This is a genomic window from Mucilaginibacter sp. KACC 22773, from assembly GCF_028736215.1.
Classification (GTDB): domain Bacteria; phylum Bacteroidota; class Bacteroidia; order Sphingobacteriales; family Sphingobacteriaceae; genus Mucilaginibacter.
Genome location: NZ_CP117883.1, coordinates 5,668,583 through 5,686,415, shown reverse-complemented (window position 1 = coordinate 5,686,415; position 17,833 = coordinate 5,668,583). Strand labels below are relative to the sequence as shown.

The 17,833-nt window shown below is 44.2% G+C and carries 14 protein-coding genes; 7 read left to right on the top strand and 7 right to left on the bottom strand.

What is annotated here, in order from left to right; translation table 11 throughout:
* Positions 1-90 precede the first annotated feature (90 nt).
* The 5 genes from PQ469_RS23480 to nagB all read right to left on the bottom strand — a co-directional run bounded on the left by PQ469_RS23480 (position 91) and on the right by nagB (position 7,029).
* Entirely contained in the window at positions 91-2,955 is a 2,865-nt protein-coding gene (locus PQ469_RS23480) for a M16 family metallopeptidase (protein WP_274209834.1), read from the bottom strand.
* A gap of 67 nt (positions 2,956-3,022) precedes the next feature.
* A complete protein-coding gene (locus PQ469_RS23475) occupies positions 3,023-3,526 on the bottom strand; it encodes a DUF2059 domain-containing protein (protein WP_274209833.1) in 504 nt (167 codons plus the stop codon).
* 3 nt (positions 3,527-3,529) lie between these two features.
* Entirely contained in the window at positions 3,530-4,636 is a 1,107-nt protein-coding gene (locus PQ469_RS23470) for an acyltransferase family protein (protein WP_274209832.1), read from the bottom strand.
* 25 nt (positions 4,637-4,661) lie between these two features.
* The gene (locus tag PQ469_RS23465) at positions 4,662-5,024 is read right to left on the bottom strand and encodes a four helix bundle protein (protein ID WP_274209831.1); all 363 of its coding nucleotides are present in this window, start codon (positions 5,022-5,024) and stop codon (positions 4,662-4,664) included.
* 82 nt (positions 5,025-5,106) lie between these two features.
* Positions 5,107-7,029: a glucosamine-6-phosphate deaminase gene (gene nagB / locus PQ469_RS23460; RefSeq protein ID WP_274209830.1), complete on the bottom strand. Its 1,923-nt coding sequence runs from the start codon at positions 7,027-7,029 to the stop codon at positions 5,107-5,109.
* A gap of 102 nt (positions 7,030-7,131) precedes the next feature.
* Here nagB and PQ469_RS23455 point away from each other — a divergent pair, with 102 nt between their 5' ends.
* The 3 genes from PQ469_RS23455 to PQ469_RS23445 all read left to right on the top strand — a co-directional run bounded on the left by PQ469_RS23455 (position 7,132) and on the right by PQ469_RS23445 (position 9,397).
* Positions 7,132-8,319 (top strand): anhydro-N-acetylmuramic acid kinase, encoded by a 1,188-nt coding sequence (locus PQ469_RS23455; RefSeq protein ID WP_274209829.1) that lies wholly within the window; start codon positions 7,132-7,134, stop codon positions 8,317-8,319.
* Between the two features lie 29 nt (positions 8,320-8,348).
* Positions 8,349-8,708 carry a YybH family protein gene (locus PQ469_RS23450; RefSeq protein ID WP_274209828.1) on the top strand — a complete coding sequence of 120 codons (360 nt, stop codon included), beginning with the start codon at positions 8,349-8,351 and terminating at the stop codon, positions 8,706-8,708.
* Between the two features lie 80 nt (positions 8,709-8,788).
* Positions 8,789-9,397: a hypothetical protein gene (locus PQ469_RS23445; protein WP_274209827.1), complete on the top strand. Its 609-nt coding sequence runs from the start codon at positions 8,789-8,791 to the stop codon at positions 9,395-9,397.
* 61 nt (positions 9,398-9,458) lie between these two features.
* Here the strand turns inward: PQ469_RS23445 and PQ469_RS23440 are convergent, their stop codons facing one another.
* A complete protein-coding gene (locus PQ469_RS23440) occupies positions 9,459-9,830 on the bottom strand; it encodes a VOC family protein (RefSeq protein ID WP_274209826.1) in 372 nt (123 codons plus the stop codon).
* Between the two features lie 321 nt (positions 9,831-10,151).
* Between PQ469_RS23440 and PQ469_RS23435 the strand changes: the two genes are divergently transcribed.
* The 4 genes from PQ469_RS23435 (at position 10,152) to PQ469_RS23420 (ending at position 16,591) form a co-directional block, all read left to right on the top strand.
* Entirely contained in the window at positions 10,152-12,788 is a 2,637-nt protein-coding gene (locus tag PQ469_RS23435) for a GH116 family glycosyl hydrolase (protein WP_274209825.1), read from the top strand.
* 102 nt (positions 12,789-12,890) lie between these two features.
* Positions 12,891-14,648, top strand: coding sequence for an FAD-binding protein (locus PQ469_RS23430; RefSeq protein WP_274209824.1), 1,758 nt, complete (start codon positions 12,891-12,893; stop codon positions 14,646-14,648).
* A complete protein-coding gene (locus PQ469_RS23425) occupies positions 14,641-15,501 on the top strand; it encodes a methyltransferase domain-containing protein (protein ID WP_274209823.1) in 861 nt (286 codons plus the stop codon). The genes PQ469_RS23430 and PQ469_RS23425 overlap by 8 nt, the downstream gene beginning before the upstream one ends.
* Before the next feature lies 1 nt (position 15,502).
* On the top strand, positions 15,503-16,591 hold the full coding sequence (locus PQ469_RS23420) for a hypothetical protein (protein ID WP_274209822.1): 1,089 nt from the start codon (positions 15,503-15,505) through the stop codon (positions 16,589-16,591).
* Positions 16,592-16,706: 115 nt separating this feature from the next.
* Here the strand turns inward: PQ469_RS23420 and PQ469_RS23415 are convergent, their stop codons facing one another.
* Entirely contained in the window at positions 16,707-17,759 is a 1,053-nt protein-coding gene (locus tag PQ469_RS23415; RefSeq protein ID WP_274209821.1) for a cobalamin-independent methionine synthase II family protein, read from the bottom strand.
* Positions 17,760-17,833: the final 74 nt, after the last annotated feature.

The following is a 17,833-nucleotide window of genomic DNA, read 5'->3' as shown; positions in this document are numbered from 1 at the left end:
GTTTCAAAAACTTCGCAAGTTTTTCTCAGTCAACAAAAAGCGCCCTGCCGGGTAAACCAACAGGGCGCTTTTACCATCAGCAAGAAATAATTATTTCTTCTCGGGCAGTAAAATCAATTTGATAAAGTTTTTGCCGCTTAAGTATTTGTTGGCGGCATCTTTGGTGCTTTGTACGGTTACCTGTTCAAGGTTACCTACGTGTTGCAAAATTTGATCCGGGTTTTCGCCATTTTGTGACGATGATGCCAGGTATCCAGCCCAAAAAACATTTTCTTTCATTTGCTCGCGTGTGCTGCGGGCTTCTTCGGCTACAAACTTCTGGATATCGGTTGCCTGGGCACCATTTTGTTTAAGCTTGGCTATCTCATCCAGGGTAGAGGCTATCATTTTGTCTACATTCGCTGGCGCACATCCAAAATAAACGGTGATGCTATACCTGCCGCTTGGCGTTTTGTGGTAACCGGCCCTTACGCCAGGAGCGTAAACACCGCTTTCCTGCTCGCGCAGGCGTTCAATCAATTTAATATTTAATACTTCTTCCAACGCATCCATTTGGATGTTATTGGCATCGTTATACTCATAATCTCCGCTAAACACCAGTTGTACGCTGCTCTTCTCGGCTTCACCCTTATTAACTATTTTGGTGATTTCGCCGGCCGGAGGTTGAATGTTCAAATTCTTGTAGGTTTCTTTACTATTGGTTGATGGCAAACCTCCTAAATAGTGCTCCAGGTATGGTTTTACCGTTTCCACATCAAAATTACCTACCAGGGTGAAGGTAAAATTGCTTGCATCGGCAAACCTGGCTTTATAAAAGCTGTAGGCCTTATCCAACGATGCTTTGCTCAGCCTTTCGGGCGTGGTAACCATTCCCCTGAAATTGTGGTTGCTTAATGTTGCTGATACCGTGTCCTGGAACACGCTCGGCGGATCGAGGCCCCTGTTGGCCAATACAGATTTTGTTTGGGCAATTGTTGATTGCCAGATATCGTTATCCTTACGCGGCTGGGTAAAATACAGGTAAATTAACTGCAGCGCCGTTTCAAAATCGGCAGGAGAAGAGTTACCCGAAATACCCTGGGCAAACTCGCTGATGTAAGGGGTGATGCTCACATTTTTGCCGGCCATTTTTTTATCGAGCATACCCTGGTTAAACTGCGCAATACCGCTGCTGCTAATGATAGACGAAGCCAAATTAGCCGATGTAAAATCATCATCGCTTGCTAACGACGAGCCACCAAAGGCATAGCCGTTAATCAGGATCTGGTCGTTTTTATAATCGGTCGGTTTTAATATCACTTTAAGCCCATTACCAAGGGTTAAAGTAGTAGTACCAATTAACGAATCGACAACTGTATTCACAACTTTGGTGCCCTCTGGTAATTTACTCAACAAAGGCTCCGATGATACATTGTCAACATAGGCAGTAACACCTTGTCCTGCCGCACTTATCCATTGCAGTAATGTGGCTTCGGTTGGTAAGGTAGCTTTGTCTTTTTCGGGGGCTTCAACAATCACAGCCCTGTTTTGGTCGCCAATAAATTTACCGGCCAAAGCATTCATCTGGTCTACCGTGATCTTGTTAATATTGTTTACATAATAATTGTATTCATACTCAATACCGGGGATTGCTTCGCCTTCTAAAAAGTGTTGCTGATACTCACGTACAAAATTTGCTGACCGTGTTTTATCGCGCTCTTTATAGGCATTACCCATTTGCACCAGCGCATCCTGCTTGGCGCGTTCCAACTCAGTAAGGGTAAAGCCAAACTTGCGGGCGCGTTCTGTTTCGGCAACAACGGCTTTAATGGCGCCTTCTAACTCGGCAGGCGTTTTTGCAACAGCAATTGAAGTAAAGGCATCCTGTTCGCCCAAAAAGCCACCATAGCTTGAGCGGCCAAACAAAAACGGTGGATTTGGTTTTTGCAGCAATTCGCCTAAACGGGCATTCAGCATCTGGTTAAATAACCGGATCCTGACACTCTGCATATAGTCAACTGTGTTTTTAACCGTTGTGCCAGGATGTTTTACAATGATTTCGGCCAGCGTGTAAGGGAATTCCTTGTCTGTAGCTATTTTAACAGCGGTACCCGGTGTAGCGGGTACGGTATACTTTGTGCGTGGTTTTTCGGCAGTTGGGTTTTGCAGGCCCGAGAAGTTTTGTTTTATCAGTTCTTCAACATGTTTCGGATCAAAGTCTCCTACAGCAATTACAGCCTGTAAATCCGGGCGGTACCAATCATGGTAAAAGCTTTTTATTGTCTCGGGTTTAAAGTTTTTAAGGATATCTTCTTTACCTATAGGCAAACGCAAGGCGTAGCGGGAATTATTAAGCAACACCGGTAATATCTGCTGTTGCAAACGCTCCTGCGCGTTTTTGCCGCGTAGCCGCTGCTCTTCTAAAACAACACCGCGTTCTTTATCAATTTCAGCAGGGTCGAAGCTTACGTAGCCCGCCCAGTTGGCCAATATTTTAAAGCCATTATTAAAAATAGCTGCCGTATCGGTAGGAATGGGTAGCTGATAAACGGTTTCGTTAAATGAGGTGTAGGCATTTAAATCGGCGCCAAATTTCACGCCTGATTTTTGCAGGTAATCAACCATTTGGTTTTTAGGGAAATCGCGGGTGCCGTTAAAGGCCATGTGCTCGGTAAAGTGGGCAAGGCCTTGCTGATCGTCGGTTTCTAAAACAGACCCTACCTTGTTTACCAGGTAAAGTTCTGCTTTGTTTTTAGGTTCAACGTTTTGCCTGATGTAATAAGTTAGGCCGTTGGGCAGTTTTCCAATAATTACTTTATTATCTATAGGCAATACATCTGCTTTTGCAAGCAATTGCGATGCTACCGGTTTGCTTTTAGGCGATGGTGCCGGCTTTTTTTTAACTTGTGCAAAAGCACTTCCTGAAGCTATAAGGAAAGCTAAAGCGGCTACAGAAAGCTGTTTGTTTAAATTCATATTGTTTAGGGAATATTTTATGCTAAGATGCTAAACGAAACTATTAGTTACAAATTGTGGCCCTTAATTATTGCCTGGCCGCGGGTGCTTCTTTTTTCGCAAATGCGTCTTGCATCATTTGCTCCAGCTCGGGCCTGTGGTCGGCTATGGTTTTTTGTCCTAAGGCCATGCCCTTTTGCATTAAAATTGGAGTTTTTGCGCTTAACTTTTTGCCAAGCGGCGAATTATAAAATGCCGTTAATTGATTGAGTTCATCTTCGGTATACTCTACAGCGTATATTTTTGCAAACTCTGTTTTTAATACATCCCACGAATAATATTTGACCATAAAGCGCTTCATTACCTTTACAAATTCGCCTCGTTGCGCTTCAGGAACCTGGGCGCTTGATGTATTTATCATATTATCAACAATGCCTCCAAATTGGCTGTTTATACCGGTGGCTATTAAAAAGTTTTCGGCCGCTTTTAATTGCGATGCACTGAAGGATGGAGTGGTGGTTTGTGCCTTTGCGTTGGTGATGCAGAAGAGCAAAATGCCCATTAAGGCGATAAGGGTTGGTTTAAATTTCATTTACTATATTTTGATAATTATTTTTCGAAGATACAATATCCACATCACCAGCCATAATATAATAACTGTAAATATGGCGCTTGCCAATGAGGCGTTCAGGGGCGAGAAATGGGGTGCAAAAAAGGTTTGATAAATAGATAAGCCGCCAATTTTTATCATGTTCATATAATGTGGAATAAAACCCGAAAGTACATATGCCGTAATGGCGTTGGCCCCAAAAACTACGAAAGGATAAGTAAACCGTTTACGCCCCTGCACATCAATAAGCCAGTAGCTTAGGGCGAGCGCAATGGTGGCCAATCCGCCGGTATAAAGCACAAAAGAGCTTGTCCACAAGGCTTTATTAATGGGGAAAAACAAATCCCATATCAGCCCGGCAACAACGGCGATAACGCCGTAGGTAAACATCCAGCTTACCTTAACATTGTCATCTACATCTTTCCGCTTCAGCCAGGTGCCTATCCTTATACCGAACAACCCGGTCGCCACAGCAGGTAAGGTGCCCAATAAGCCTTCGGGGTCCCAGGTGTGCGATTCGCTCCAGAGGTGATTGGTGGTAAAAACCAACCTGTCTATCCAGGCTCCCATGTTAGTGGCCGGTTCCAGGTTGGCATAGCCTACACCCGGAACGGGGATAAACGTCATGATGATAAAATAACCAATCAACGCACCGGCAAAAATCCAGTCGCGTGTTTTTTGTGACGTTTTTAGATAGATGATGGTACAAATAAAATAAACCAGGGCAATACGTGGCAATACGCCGGGAAACCTTAAATGCGAAAAGCCGCGATCCCAATGAAATATCAATTGTGTTATCCAGGGGATGGCAATTAAGATAGCGGTGCGTTGCAGGGCTTTAAGAATTAGTTTGGAATGAGAAACAGTAGCTTTCCTGCTTTCCATAGCATAGGTAACCGATACCCCAACCATAAACAAAAAGAATGGAAACACCAGGTCTGTAGGCGTACAGCCATTCCATTTGGAATGTTCAAGTGGTGCATAGATATGCCCCCAATCGCCTGGGTCGTTCACGAGTATCATGGCGGCAATTGTGACCCCACGCATTACGTCGAGGGAAAGGAGTCTTGGTTTTTTTTCCTGTGGAATCATTAGGTTATACGTTGGACGTTTTAAGTTATACGTTTTTGTTTCTTACTTTTTCGGGTAAGTTGATATTCATTGCCATTACCTTGTTGATTTTTTCCTGTAATATGTCAAAATCGCCTTCGGAAAGATAGTTTAGATCTTCTGCCAATATTGTTAAATAATCCGTTTCGTTAGTCGACCCCAACGAAATTTGAAGGAAATTGGCAAAATCTTTAGAAGTATATCGACCGCAACCTTCTGCTATATTGCAAGATATCGATGTTGCCGTCCGCCTTAATTGAGACGTAACACCAAACAACTCTTCCTTTGGGAATTTTTTGGATACCTCATAAACCTTAATGGTAAGCTGATGGGCTTCCTTCCATAAGATTAAGTCCTTAAATTTCTGCATAAATAACCCCTAAATAATAAGGAGATTGAATAGTCTTGTTGTTTTCTAAACGTATAACTTACCACGTAAAACGTACAACCTCTCAAAACTTATAACGCTTAAAACCTTCCATGGCTTCATACTCCGCTAAACCCAGGCGATCATATTTCTGCGCGGTGTCTCGTGTCCTGTCTTCGGCACGTACCCAGAATTCGCGGGCATCATCACCAGGGAATACAGGCCTGTCTTTTTGCGATTGGTGTTTGAAGATAGCATTGCGTTTACGAATTACCTCTTGCGGAGATAATGGCACGGCCATTTCAATTTCGTAAGTTTCAAATTCGTGCCATGCACCGCGGTACATCCATAACCAGCAGTCTTTTACCCACTCTTCGGTGGCTTTCAGGCGATCAAGAGCAGCTAAAATAATGTTAAAGCAAACCAGGTGGGTTCCGTTCGGGTCAGCAAAATCGCCGGCAGCAAAAATCTGGTGTGGCTTTATTTTTTGTAACAGGTCGATGGTCAGCTGGATATCTTCCTCGCCAACGGTGTTCTTTTTGGTTTTACCTGTTTCGTAAAAAGGCAAAGCCATAAAGTGGATATGATCGTCGGGCAAGCCGGCATAACGGGCGCCTGAGATGGCTTCTGTTTTGCGGATAAAACCTTTTACATTCCGTATCTCACGGGTATCAATCTGGTTGGGTTGTTTTTGCGGGAAGAAGGCACGCATTTCTTCGTATAACGAAGTCAGGTGTGCACTGTCCTCACCAATGCTGTTGGTAAAATCGATGGCGAACTCCATGTAACGCAGCACATCATCATCCCAAACTGCGGTATTGCCCGATGTTTGGTAGGCAACATGCACATCATGCCCCTGGTCAACCAGGCGAATGAAGGTACCACCCATCGAGATCACATCATCATCCGGATGTGGAGAAAAGATAACCGAGCGTTTTTTTGCCGGTAAAGCCCTTTCTGGCCGTTGTGAGTCATCTGCATTGGGTTTGCCGCCCGGCCAGCCGGTAATGGTATGCTGTATCTGGTTAAAAATATCAATATTGATGTTATAAACAGGGCCTTGTTCTACAGCAAGCTGCGCCATACCGTGGTTGTTATAGTCTTCTTCGGTAAGTTTTAATACCGGTTTGCCAATGGTATCAGCCAGCCAGATCACGGCTTTCTTTTTCAGCGTATTATCATCCCATGAACAATCTTTTACCAGCCAGGGGGTATCAAAGCGGGTTAATTCAGATGCTGCCGCTTCGTCAAGCACAAATTCAACATGCTCTGATAATTGCAGGTAGGTAGCAGGAACTTCGCCTGATATTTCGCCTTCAACAGCTTTTTTTACAATCGGGGCTTTTTTGGCGCTCCAGGCCATCAGGATAATTTCTCTTGCTTTAAAAATGGTGCCAATACCCATGGTGATGGCTTTGGTGGGCACATTGGCCTTGCCGCCAAAATCACGGGCGGCATCACTGCGGGTCAAATCATCCAGGGTAACCAAACGGGTACCCGAGTTCGGTGCAGAGCCCGGCTCGTTAAATCCGATGTGGCCGGTACGGCCGATACCTAATATTTGCAGGTCTAAACCGCCTAATTCTTCAATTTGCTTTTCATAGTCCAGGCAGAAAGCTACCACGTCTTCTTTATCCAAAGTACCATCGGGTATGTGCACATTAGCTTTATCAATATCAACATGACTGAAAAGGTTCTCATACATGAAAGTAACATAGCTTTGGGCGGCATCGGGCTTCATGGGATAGTACTCATCCAAATTAAAGGTGATGACATCTTTAAACGACAAGCCTTCTTCCTTATGTAAGCGTACCAGTTCGGCATAAACACGGATGGGGGTAACACCTGTTGCCAGGCCAAGCACTGCCTGCTCGCCTTTTGCCTGCTTATCGCGGATAAGTTTGGCTATCCTGCCTGCTACGGCAATGGATGCCTCCTGCTGGTTGCCATAAACGCTTACCGGTAGCTTCTCGTACCGGGTCTCTTCCAATAAATTTAATCGGGCCATAGGATGGGTTGAATTTGGTTGAAAACAAATATATCAGATATTTATTGACTGCCTCCATTATTTTAACTTTTGTAAACGGCCAACAAATAGTAATTTAACCGGATGTTACCGTTAAACCAAAATCTGCAAAAGCTTTTTGATGTCGCACAAAAGCCTGTCAAAACCGGCATTGGCTTAATGTCGGGCACATCATTAGATGGGCTGGATATCGCTTTAAGCAGTTTTACGGGCAATGGCTTACAAACCCAGTTTGAATTGCTACAATTCATCACGATACCATATCCCGAAAGTTTTAAAGCAGAAGTGCAGCAGGTATTCGCCCAAAAAACAATAGACCTGGAGAAACTGACTTTACTAAATGCCTTCATCGGCAACTATCATGGACAACTGGTGCTTCAGGCGCTCTCTGAATGGAATATTGAACCAAATACAGTTGATTTTATTGCCAGCCATGGCCAAACTATTTACCATGCACCAAAACGGTTACATAAGCAGCCGGGGTATCCGAATGCTACATTACAAATTGGTGATGGCGACCACCTGGCAGTAAAAACCGGGATATTGACCATAAGCGATTTCAGGCAAAAACATATTGCCGCAGGCGGAGAAGGCGCACCGCTGGCCCTATATGGAGATGTACTATTGGGCAGTAAAGCCGGCGAAGAACGGGTTTTGCTCAATATTGGCGGCATTGCCAACCTTACTTATTTACCAGCTGATAGCGATGCAAGCAAAGTTTTATGTACAGATATCGGCCCCGGTAATACATTGATTGATGCGGCCTGCCGCAAGTATTTTAACAAAGCTTTCGACGAGGATTCTGCTATTGCCAACAGCGGTAAAGTAAATGAGGATTTGCTTACCACCCTGCTAAGCCACCCGTTTTTTGACGAGGCCGCGCCGAAAACTACGGGGCCGGAATTGTTTAACCTGGCATTTGTTGAAAATGCGCAACAATGGTCACAAACAAAGGAGCTGCCACACGAAGATCTGGTAAGTACATTAAGCGCTTTTACAGCTGCATCCGTCATCAATTTTATCAAATACAATATCGGGGCTGATGATCTGAAAATATTTGTAAGCGGCGGCGGAGCAAGAAACCCCTTTGTGATAGCCCGGTTGAGGCAGGTGTTTGCAAACATTAAAGATACCGGCAGTTTGGGGATCAACCCGGATGCCAAAGAGGCGATATTGTTTGCATTATTGGGCAATGAAGCTTTATGCGGCGAACCCATCGCTATAGGTAACAATCCAAAGGTATTGATGGGGAAATTCAGTTTTGCCCCATAAAACAGGTGTTAATCAGATTAAAATTAGGTATGATAGATAATCAATTTGCATTACAGTTTGCCGCTGATTGGATAAACTGCTGGAATAAACAGGATTTGGATACGCTTATGGCGCATTATACAGATGATTTTAGCATCCAAACACCATACGCCCTGAAAATATACCCCGATTGCGGCGGCATCATATCGGGTAAAAGCAACGTGAGGCTGTACTGGGAAACCGCCCTGAGCAAACTGCCCAACCTGCATTTTGAGCTTATAGAAGTGCTTACCGGCGTAAACAGCATCAGCATATACTACCACAATACCGATAGCGGCAAAAATGTCGTGGAAAATTTATTTTTTAATGGTAATGGGATGGTTGATAAGGTTATTGTGATGTATAATTGAATGTTGTTGTACCTTAATATACAGCAAACGCCAGTTTGTGAAAGATTCTTTTTTATATTTAACCGCGTCAAAACCTTTACATGATTAAAAATAAGAAACTCCTCATCATTAGCTTGATCTGTTTTATCGGTATTAATACCTCTTATTTTTGGGAAAGTTATGCAGGTGCTTTATTGCTGCCGCTTACGCTGGCTTGTTTTATAACATTGGTTATTGCGTTTTTACTATTGTTAAGGCAGATATACATGGTGGTACGGGAGCGATTTGCCGATAAGTCAAGATTGTATACCACAATAGCGATAACCGTGTTGCTGGCTCTTATCGTAATTGAGCCGTTCGGTATCATCGATTTTGAAAAACTGGAGGGTAAAAGTATTTTCTCTGCCGGGTATAAAGGAGTTGCAAGCTGCAGTTCGGCTTTAAAGTTAACAGCAGACCATAAATATTTTGTACGGGGAGTTTGCTTCGGAGTAGAACACCTGAGCGGGACATACACCGTTGCTAATGATACAATAAGGTTTAAGTCACCGGCATCTGGCCGATCAAACAGTTATTATGAGTTTGGTGTAATAAAGATGCTTAGTAACCCGCCGGGTAGCCATATTATAGGCGAATTACGCCTGTACAGGTCTGTAAAAGATTCCATGCCATTGCCTATGGGTGTAACGCTGAACGAATTGACGAAATGAGTTTTAGATAATACGATGACCTGCCTATCGCAGCAACTTTGTACCAAAGAAACTATTATTCCTAAATACCCTCGGCTACCCTAATATAATACCCGTTGATATCAATAAAAGCAAATTCCCTTAATCCATATGGATGTGTTTTTAGGCCATCGGCTATTTCAACGTTTCGTTCCTGTAGTTCGGCATAAACGCTGTCAATATTATCAACAAACCACATCAGGGGCAGGCGGTGTTTGGTATTGTTAATTGCAGCGGTAAACCCGGCATCTTCACCAAACAGCAGGCGCATATCATCGCGTCTTATCCCACCGTCTTTATTGCCCTCGGTCCACTCATCATAAAAGCCAAGGGTTTCACGGTAATAATCAAGCGTCTGTTTTAAATCCTTTACCGGCAGGTGCGGGCTGCTACGGATAAATTTTTTTGTTTTCATGAACGGAGAGGTTGATTACAGTAAATTTAATATGCTTTTTTAATCAGTACAAAAAACAGGTGTCAGTAACCAAAAGATTGCAGCGTATTATGCCGCAGCTTTAACAGCTTTTTATCTTTTAAATAAACCATCCAGAATTTGGCGCGATCATCGGAGTTGCAGCCATATACGTTTGCGGAGTTACATAGTTTGGCAGGGAAACCAAGGCCCGGAATTATAACTCATTTTTTCAACGAAATATACAAGGACGCCAACATTATGATTTATCAATAAATAATGATAAGTTGGTATTCATTTCCATATAAACCGGGGATCAGCATAATGGAAGATAAAAGAGGTCGCAGAAGCTTTTTAAAAAAAGTGGGTGTTGGCGGAGCTATGGCCATGATGCCGGCCGCCGTTATAAATATGGCAGATGCCAAAGCTTTGGACGAATCCGTTGAGAATGTTAATGACAACTCGGGCAAACCTGTAAAACGGGCGTATAATACTGTGTACACCGGCGATCATTTAAACCGGGTAGCATTCCCCATAGGAGGTATGGGCGCGGGTATGTTTTGTTTGGAAGGTACGGGTGCTATTTCGCATGTCTCGATACGCAATAAACCCGATATTTTTAACGAACCGGGTGTGTTTGCCGCCATCCATGCAAAGGGTGTGCCCCGGGGAGCGAGGCTTTTGGAAGGCCCCGTACCCGATTGGAAAAAGTTTGGCCTTCGCGATGCAGGCAATGGCCTCACGGGTTCAACTACGGGCTTGCCGCGTTTTCATGCCGCTGAGTTTAAAACCGAATTCCCGTTTTGCCACATTAAACTTATTGACCTGGATATCCCATTATCTGTTGGCATTACCGGGTGGAGCCCTTTTATCCCTACCGATGACGATAACTCGAGCCTGCCTGTCGGGGCCATTGAATATCAATTTACAAATACAGGCACATCTAAAGTTAGCGCGGTGTTTAGCTTTAACGCCCGCAATTTTTGGGGCGACGCAAAGGGAAAGGACGCGGTGCTACCCACAAAAAACGGGTTTACGGCTACAGCTACCGGCAACGGCGAAACAAGTTTTCCTTTAGATTTTACGGTATTTACCGATGATGACCATACGGTTGTTGATCATTGCTGGTTCAGGGGTGGCTGGTGGGATCCGTTTACTATGGCCTGGAACGCCATAAAAGATGGCCGGGTGGTTGATAATCCTGCTGTGCCTGCCAATGCCCCCGGCGCCAGCCTTTACGTGCCTTTTGATGTAGCGCCCGGCAAACAAAAAACAATAAAGGTGATGCTGGCCTGGTACTCGCCCGAAACCCGGCTAACATTTGGTACCCCGGGTAAAAAAAAAGAGGGCTGCGACCCGGCCTCGGGCTGCTGCAATTCGCCGGCAGATATTGGTTTGGATAAGTACGACAAGGATTTTGACGGTAAATTTTATAAGCCCTGGTACAGTAACCGTTTCGAAAATATAGATAGCGTAAGCAGCTACTGGCGACAAAATTATAACGACTTAAAAGCAAAGTCGCGGTTGTTTACAAAGGCGTTTTATGCCAGCACCTTACCGCCCGAAGTTATTGAAGCGGTAGCCTGTAACCTTTCTATTTTAAAATCGCCAACTGTAATGCGGCAGTACGATGGCCGCCTGTGGAATTTTGAAGGCTGCGGCGATGACTCGGGTTGTTGCCATGGTTCATGTACCCATGTTTGGAATTATGCCCAGGCAATTCCGCATCTGTTCCCCGCGCTGGAACGCAGCCTGCGGGCCACTGAGTTTTGCGAAGATCAGGCCGAAGACGGCCACCAAACCTTTAGGGCCAACCTGCCGATAAACCCGGTGGCGCATGATTTTCATTCGGCTGCCGACGGGCAACTTGGCGGCATCATGAAGGTTTACCGTGATTGGCGCATCAGCGGCGATAACGACTGGCTTAAAAAGATATTCCCCATGGTAAAAGTGAGTATGGATTACTACATCAAAACCTGGGACCCACGGCACAAAGGTGTGATAGAAGAACCTCATCATAATACCTACGATATTGAGTTTTGGGGAGCCGATGGCATGCATACCAGCTTTTACCTTGGAGCGCTCCAAAGCTTTATAGCAATGAGCGGGTTTTTAAAACGGGATGTTGGTATTTACCGCGATTTACAGGCCAAAGGCAAGGCGATGATAGAAAACGCGCTTTATAATGGCGAGTTTTTTATACAGGAAATTAACTATACCGGCCTTAACGCCAAAGATCCATCCAAAGAAAAATCATACGGCGGCGAATACTCAAAAGAGGCTGAAGCATTGCTGCATACCGAAGGCCCCAAATACCAATACGGCAAGGGCTGCCTGAGCGATGGCGTACTTGGCGCCTGGATAGGCCGCATGTGCGGATTGGAGGATGTTATCGACAGCAAAAAAATAAACAGCCACCTGCAATCGGTATACAAATACAATTTTAAAACCGACCTCAGCGAACATGCCAATCCCCAACGCCCGTCATTTGCGCTGGGTAACGAGGCCGGCCTGCTGCTTTGCACCTGGCCCAAAGGCGGCAAGCTATCGTTGCCGTTTGTATACAGCGACGAAGTTTGGACGGGTATTGAACACCAGGTGGCATCGCACTTAATGCTCACCGGCAAGGTGGCCCAAGGCCTAAACGTGCTGCGTGCCTCCCGTAACCGTTATGATGGGAAAGTGCGCAATCCCTTTAACGAGTACGAATGTGGCCACTGGTATGCACGCGCCCTATCAAGCTACGGCTACCTGCAGGCACTCACCGGTGTAAGGTTCGACGCGGTTACAGGTGTATTACATATCGATTCGAAAATTGGCGATTTTACAAGCTTCTTATCAACGGCAACAGGTTTCGGTACGGTATCGCTTAAGGCAGGTAAACCATCCTTAAATGTTGTTTACGGGAGCATTAATGTTAAAAAGGTAATGGTGAGCGGGAGGGAAGTGGTGATGGGGTAACTGTGTTTTTTGTTGTAAATGTTTTGTTTTTAAGATTTCTGTGTTAGCTTTATAAAAACTGTTAACCTATATCTTAATCTCATATACCTGTAAATACTGCCTATGCGTTTAAAACAAAAGCTGCCTGTTAGCTATCTGCTTTTCACTTTTAACGGACGGATTTCGAGAGGGACCTATTGGTTGGCGGCTATTTTTTATTGGTGTACGTTTTATGTGCTTTACAACCTGTTTATGTTGACCACAGGCCCGTCATCAACATTTATTTTATATCCTTTGCTTTTCTGGATCATCGTGGCCACCTCAATTAAAAGGCTTCATGATCAAAACTGGTCGGGCTACTGGTTATTTGCATTGCTGGTGCCGGTTTTAGGTCCCGTTTGGTTGTTTTTCAGGCTTGGGTTTAAAAAAGGTAATTACAATAATAATTTTTATGGTACGGTACCCGGTTCGGCACCTGATTATTTAAAGAATGACCAGGGGCAGCCAATCCCTCATTTAAAAACTGACGAGCGAATTATTGATGATGTTACCAAACTTAACCCGGTGCTGGTATCGGGAATAAGGAGGCCGACATCGGTACAGGAAATATGCGACGTGGTGAAAAACACAATGAGCGCCATTTCAATTGGTGGCGGGCGTTTCAGTATGGGCGGGCAAACTGCAAGCCCGCACAGTTTGCATTTAGATATGCGCGGCATGAACCAGGTGCTTGATTTTTCGAAAGAGGAAAAATGGATAAAAGTACAGGCAGGTATCCGCTGGTGCGATATTCAGCAATATGTTGATCAGCACGATCTGAGTATTAAAATTATGCAAACCTATGCCAACTTTACAGTTGGCGGGGCCTTGAGTGTAAATGCGCACGGCCGGTACATGGGCCTGGGGCCGGTAGTTTTATCCGTACGAGGCATTGATGTAGTTTTGGCCAACGGCACTTTGGTACACGCCAGTAAAACGGAAAATAAAGAAATTTTTTATGGCGCAATAGGCGGCTACAACGCCATCGGCATTATTGTGCAGGCCGAGCTTGACCTTGCAGATAACCTGGCGATAAAACGGATAGATAAAAAGATGAGCGTGGAAGATTATAAAGATTATTTCTTCAAAAATGTCCGCGAAAACCATAAAGCAGTGTTTCATAATGGCGATATATATCCACCCAAATACAAATCACTTCGCGCAGTAACCTGGGTAGAAACTACCGAAAAGCCAACCGTGAAAACCCGGTTAATGCCTTTAAAAGAATCGTACCCGCTGGAGCGCTACTTCTTGTGGTCGTTTACAGAAACGCCATTGGGCAAATGGCGGCGCGAATATTTAATTGACCCCTTGCTTTTCAGAGGGAAAAAGATTTATTGGCGTAACTATGAAGCAGGTTATGACGTAGCCGAGCTGGAACCCCGGTCTCGTACGGATAGCACCTATGTGTTGCTGGAATATTTTGTGCCTGTGCAGCGTTTTGACGAATTTGAAAAGCAAATGGCCGAAATTTTTATCCGGTTTAATGTCAATGTGCTCAATGTATCTATCCGTCATGCCAAAGCCGATCCCGGTACGTATATGGCCTGGGCGCGCGAGGAGGTATTTGCCTTTGTGGTGTATTACAAACAACGCACAGATGCCGCATCTAAAAATGCCGTCGCTGTTTGGACACGCGAGCTTGCCGATGCGGTTATAGCTGTAAATGGGGCCTATTACCTGCCATACCAGGTACACCCAACTGCTGCCCAGTTTCATAAAGCTTATCCAAACGCCCGTAAACTGTTTGCTTTGAAAGATAAGCTCGACCCGATGTATAAATTCAGAAACACTCTTTGGGATACTTATTATAAACCTTTAAATCAACAAAATCATGGATAGTACCAAATCGGAATTTAAAGCGGTATTTAATGATACCAAATGGAGCGACGATTTTTACCGGTTTTTACAGGTGATATTCCATTTATATCCCGAGGATAAGTTTCATCAACTGATCAAAGAAGAAACGGCGGCTAACAGAACCGACGAAGAGATTTATAAATCGATACAAAGCAAGCTGCCCGGAATAAAAACGTTTCTGTCGGAACTTACTTACGCCTTGCCTGCATTAAAAAAACAAAAAAAAGAAATTACCCGTCAAACACTCGGCTTGCTGGGCGGTGTTAAACAGATTGATGGTTATGCCGAGATAGGTTCGACGGGTCGGTACATCAGCCAGTTACGAAAGGAAGTAAAAGTAGTTGAACCGATATACCTGATTAATGATTTGGCGCCAACCAATTCGCCGGGCGACATTATGGAGCGTGGGCAGTTGGGCAAACTGGGCACCTTTATTAATGTAAATAATTATGAATCTATAAGTGCCGCCGATATTGCGGATGAAAGCCTTACCGTAGTTACCTGTTATATTGGCTTGCATCATTGCCCCGTCGCTAATCTGGCTGGTTTCGTGCAATCTATTTACAGAATTCTGCGTCCGGGAGGTTCGTTTATTATCCGCGATCACGATATTAAAACAGCCGAAATGGCCACATTTGTATCATTGGTACATACTGTTTTTAATATAGGGTTAAATGAAACATGGGATTTTGAAATGAGGGATTTCAAGAATTTTAAATCTGCGGATGATTGGTCGGCCATTATTAGTGAAGCAGGGTTTAAAGATGCCGGGAAACGTATTTTGCAGGATAAAGATCCCTCGGATAATACATTGATGTTATTTACAAAGTCATAATATGAAAAGGCTGCGGATATTAACATTGATTTCGGTATTGCTGGCTATACTGGTGTTTTTTGTGAAAAATAAAAAACCATCAACCATATCCGCAGGTGATGGGTTATTGGTTGACAAGGCCTGGCTTACAACCAATCCGCAACCCTTGATACCGCAAAAAGATGTGCGTCCGTCCGACCAAACTTTTTTAACCTTTCCTGAATGGTTCCTGGTATTTAGCCCGGCAGAACAGGCCGACTATTTTAAAACCAATACATCAACTACATTCCCTTACATGAAACATATTGACCAGATGTGGGGAGGATATGGTATTGTTTATAACCAGATTAAAGGGAATTATCCATTCAATACCGGTTATCATGTTATGATTATGGTTATTGCCGGCAGTACGACGGTTGAATATGGCATCAAGTCTTTTTATGAAACAATTGCAGGGCGGATAACCAATACAAAGCAGGGCGAAGCAATGACCGGCGAGGATAAATTTAACGCGGCCTATGAACTTAACTACGTTAAGTTTATTGAGGATTTACCCTGGTACGAATATGACTTTAACCATCAGCTTAAAATGCTGTGGGGCAGCACACCATTATCAGGACAGCATATGTTTCGTAAACTGGAGCGACGATACTACCTCACTACCGAATTACTGGTGAAAAGCGGTTACGGCTATCTGATAAAACTTGCCACAAAGTCGGCTTATGATGTTGCCGCTTTAAATACAACGGTGGTTGTTGATAAGAAACCCGTTACCCCCGATGCTCGAAATACAAAGGAACTTTCAGGCGACCTTTGGCAAACCGATTTGCCGCGTTACGCCCGGTTTAATTACGCGGTTCAGCAATTGGCTGCGAGTAATATTAATTTAACAGAAATTGCGGGTAACAAAGGTAGTATTATGCTTACGCTGTTAACACCTCAATCTTTAAAGGAAAACCCACGGGATTTTAAAATATTGTTTACCCAGCCCATTTTTACCAAACCTGGTTTAAACCGGATTGCTGTTGTTACAACTGTTAATGGGCTTAGTAAATTGGTGAAAATACTTGGAGAAAATCATGTTACCATTGAGCATATCTATGATTATTGATTGAGCCAAATAAAAAACTCTCTGCCGGTTTCGGAAGATTCAAAAATTTAAAATGATCCCTTATAAGACTTGCGAAGTTTTTAAAACTTCGCAAGCCTGGTATTATCATAGTATTTTACGCCGTCAATTCTGCTTCCGCCAGTTTCGTGCCCTCAATCCTGGCTTTTATTTTCGCGAAGGCGGTTTCGCGGGTTGTGGATACATCGTCGCAAAATGGCGAGAAGCCGCAATCGTCGGTGGTGCCCAACTGGTTGGTATTGATAAAGGCTGCCGCTTCAAGTACCCTGTCGCGCACTTCTTCGGCAGTTTCTATTACGGGGTTAAGTACATCTATCACGCCAATAAACACTTTCTGATTGGGCTTTAGGTATTGTTTAATAACCTTCAAAACTTTTACCCTGTCGGGCTCGCTGGCCAGTTGCAAATAAAAGCTGCCTACATGCAGTTCAAATAAATCGGGTAAAAAATCGGCGTAATCAATATCCGCGCTATGGGTCGAATCGTGGTCGCCGCCGGGGCAAACGTGTACGCCCAGTTTTTGCTGTTCTTCAACGGTAAAACGGTCGAATACCTGGTTGTTAAGGCCAATGAAGTGTTTCAATACACCGCCGGATGGATCGAGCTTTAACGATAGCCGTCCTTCTGTAAAATCCATTTGTACTTTATATGCGCCCTGCTCCAGGCAAAGCCTGATGTCTTTTTCGCATTCATTCAGCAGGTCGGCAATAAATTCAGCTTGCGGATAGCCTTCAATTCGATCTGGCGGATAAATTAAACTAAGCGCGGATGCCGATATGATGGCTTGCTTAACGGGCAGACTGGTTAGTTTTTGAGCTGCGGCAAGATATTTTGATGCATAATTACCGTACCTGAACGGCCCTTTGGTAAGCAAAGGCAACTGCCGCGAGTGGCCATCCTCAAAATTGATGGTCATGCCTCCGGATGCTAAGTTGGTTAAGCCCTCCAGCGGATAAGTGACAAAGCTTGATTTGGTTTGCTCACCATCGGTAATAACGGGCGAACCGGTTTCAGCAAACTCCTTTAAAGTGTCGGCAATTGCAGCTGCATAAAGTTTATTTAACTCATCGGCATTGGCTTGTGTGGTAATTGCCGTTACAAGCTCAGGCGACCTCGGAATGCTCCCGATAGGTTCAGTTAGGATTTTCATAGACTTTAAATTGGGTTTATAGATTACATAAATCTACCGCAATTTTATATGGAATAAAAAATATTGCCTGGTAA

What these genes read in the sequence shown, in the direction of transcription:
- PQ469_RS23450 (WP_274209828.1), top strand. Translation starts at nt 8,349, where the DNA reads ATGATAGATAATCAATTTGCATTACAGTTTGCCGCTGATTGGATAAAC.
- PQ469_RS23455 (WP_274209829.1), top strand. Translation starts at nt 7,132, where the DNA reads ATGTTACCGTTAAACCAAAATCTGCAAAAGCTTTTTGATGTCGCACAA.
- PQ469_RS23480 (WP_274209834.1), bottom strand. Translation starts at nt 2,955, where the DNA reads ATGAATTTAAACAAACAGCTTTCTGTAGCCGCTTTAGCTTTCCTTATA.
- PQ469_RS23465 (WP_274209831.1), bottom strand. Translation starts at nt 5,024, where the DNA reads ATGCAGAAATTTAAGGACTTAATCTTATGGAAGGAAGCCCATCAGCTT.
- nagB (WP_274209830.1), bottom strand. Translation starts at nt 7,029, where the DNA reads ATGGCCCGATTAAATTTATTGGAAGAGACCCGGTACGAGAAGCTACCG.
- PQ469_RS23445 (WP_274209827.1), top strand. Translation starts at nt 8,789, where the DNA reads ATGATTAAAAATAAGAAACTCCTCATCATTAGCTTGATCTGTTTTATC.
- PQ469_RS23470 (WP_274209832.1), bottom strand. Translation starts at nt 4,636, where the DNA reads ATGATTCCACAGGAAAAAAAACCAAGACTCCTTTCCCTCGACGTAATG.
- PQ469_RS23440 (WP_274209826.1), bottom strand. Translation starts at nt 9,830, where the DNA reads ATGAAAACAAAAAAATTTATCCGTAGCAGCCCGCACCTGCCGGTAAAG.
- PQ469_RS23430 (WP_274209824.1), top strand. Translation starts at nt 12,891, where the DNA reads ATGCGTTTAAAACAAAAGCTGCCTGTTAGCTATCTGCTTTTCACTTTT.
- PQ469_RS23415 (WP_274209821.1), bottom strand. Translation starts at nt 17,759, where the DNA reads ATGAAAATCCTAACTGAACCTATCGGGAGCATTCCGAGGTCGCCTGAG.
- PQ469_RS23435 (WP_274209825.1), top strand. Translation starts at nt 10,152, where the DNA reads ATGGAAGATAAAAGAGGTCGCAGAAGCTTTTTAAAAAAAGTGGGTGTT.
- PQ469_RS23420 (WP_274209822.1), top strand. Translation starts at nt 15,503, where the DNA reads ATGAAAAGGCTGCGGATATTAACATTGATTTCGGTATTGCTGGCTATA.
- PQ469_RS23425 (WP_274209823.1), top strand. Translation starts at nt 14,641, where the DNA reads ATGGATAGTACCAAATCGGAATTTAAAGCGGTATTTAATGATACCAAA.
- PQ469_RS23475 (WP_274209833.1), bottom strand. Translation starts at nt 3,526, where the DNA reads ATGAAATTTAAACCAACCCTTATCGCCTTAATGGGCATTTTGCTCTTC.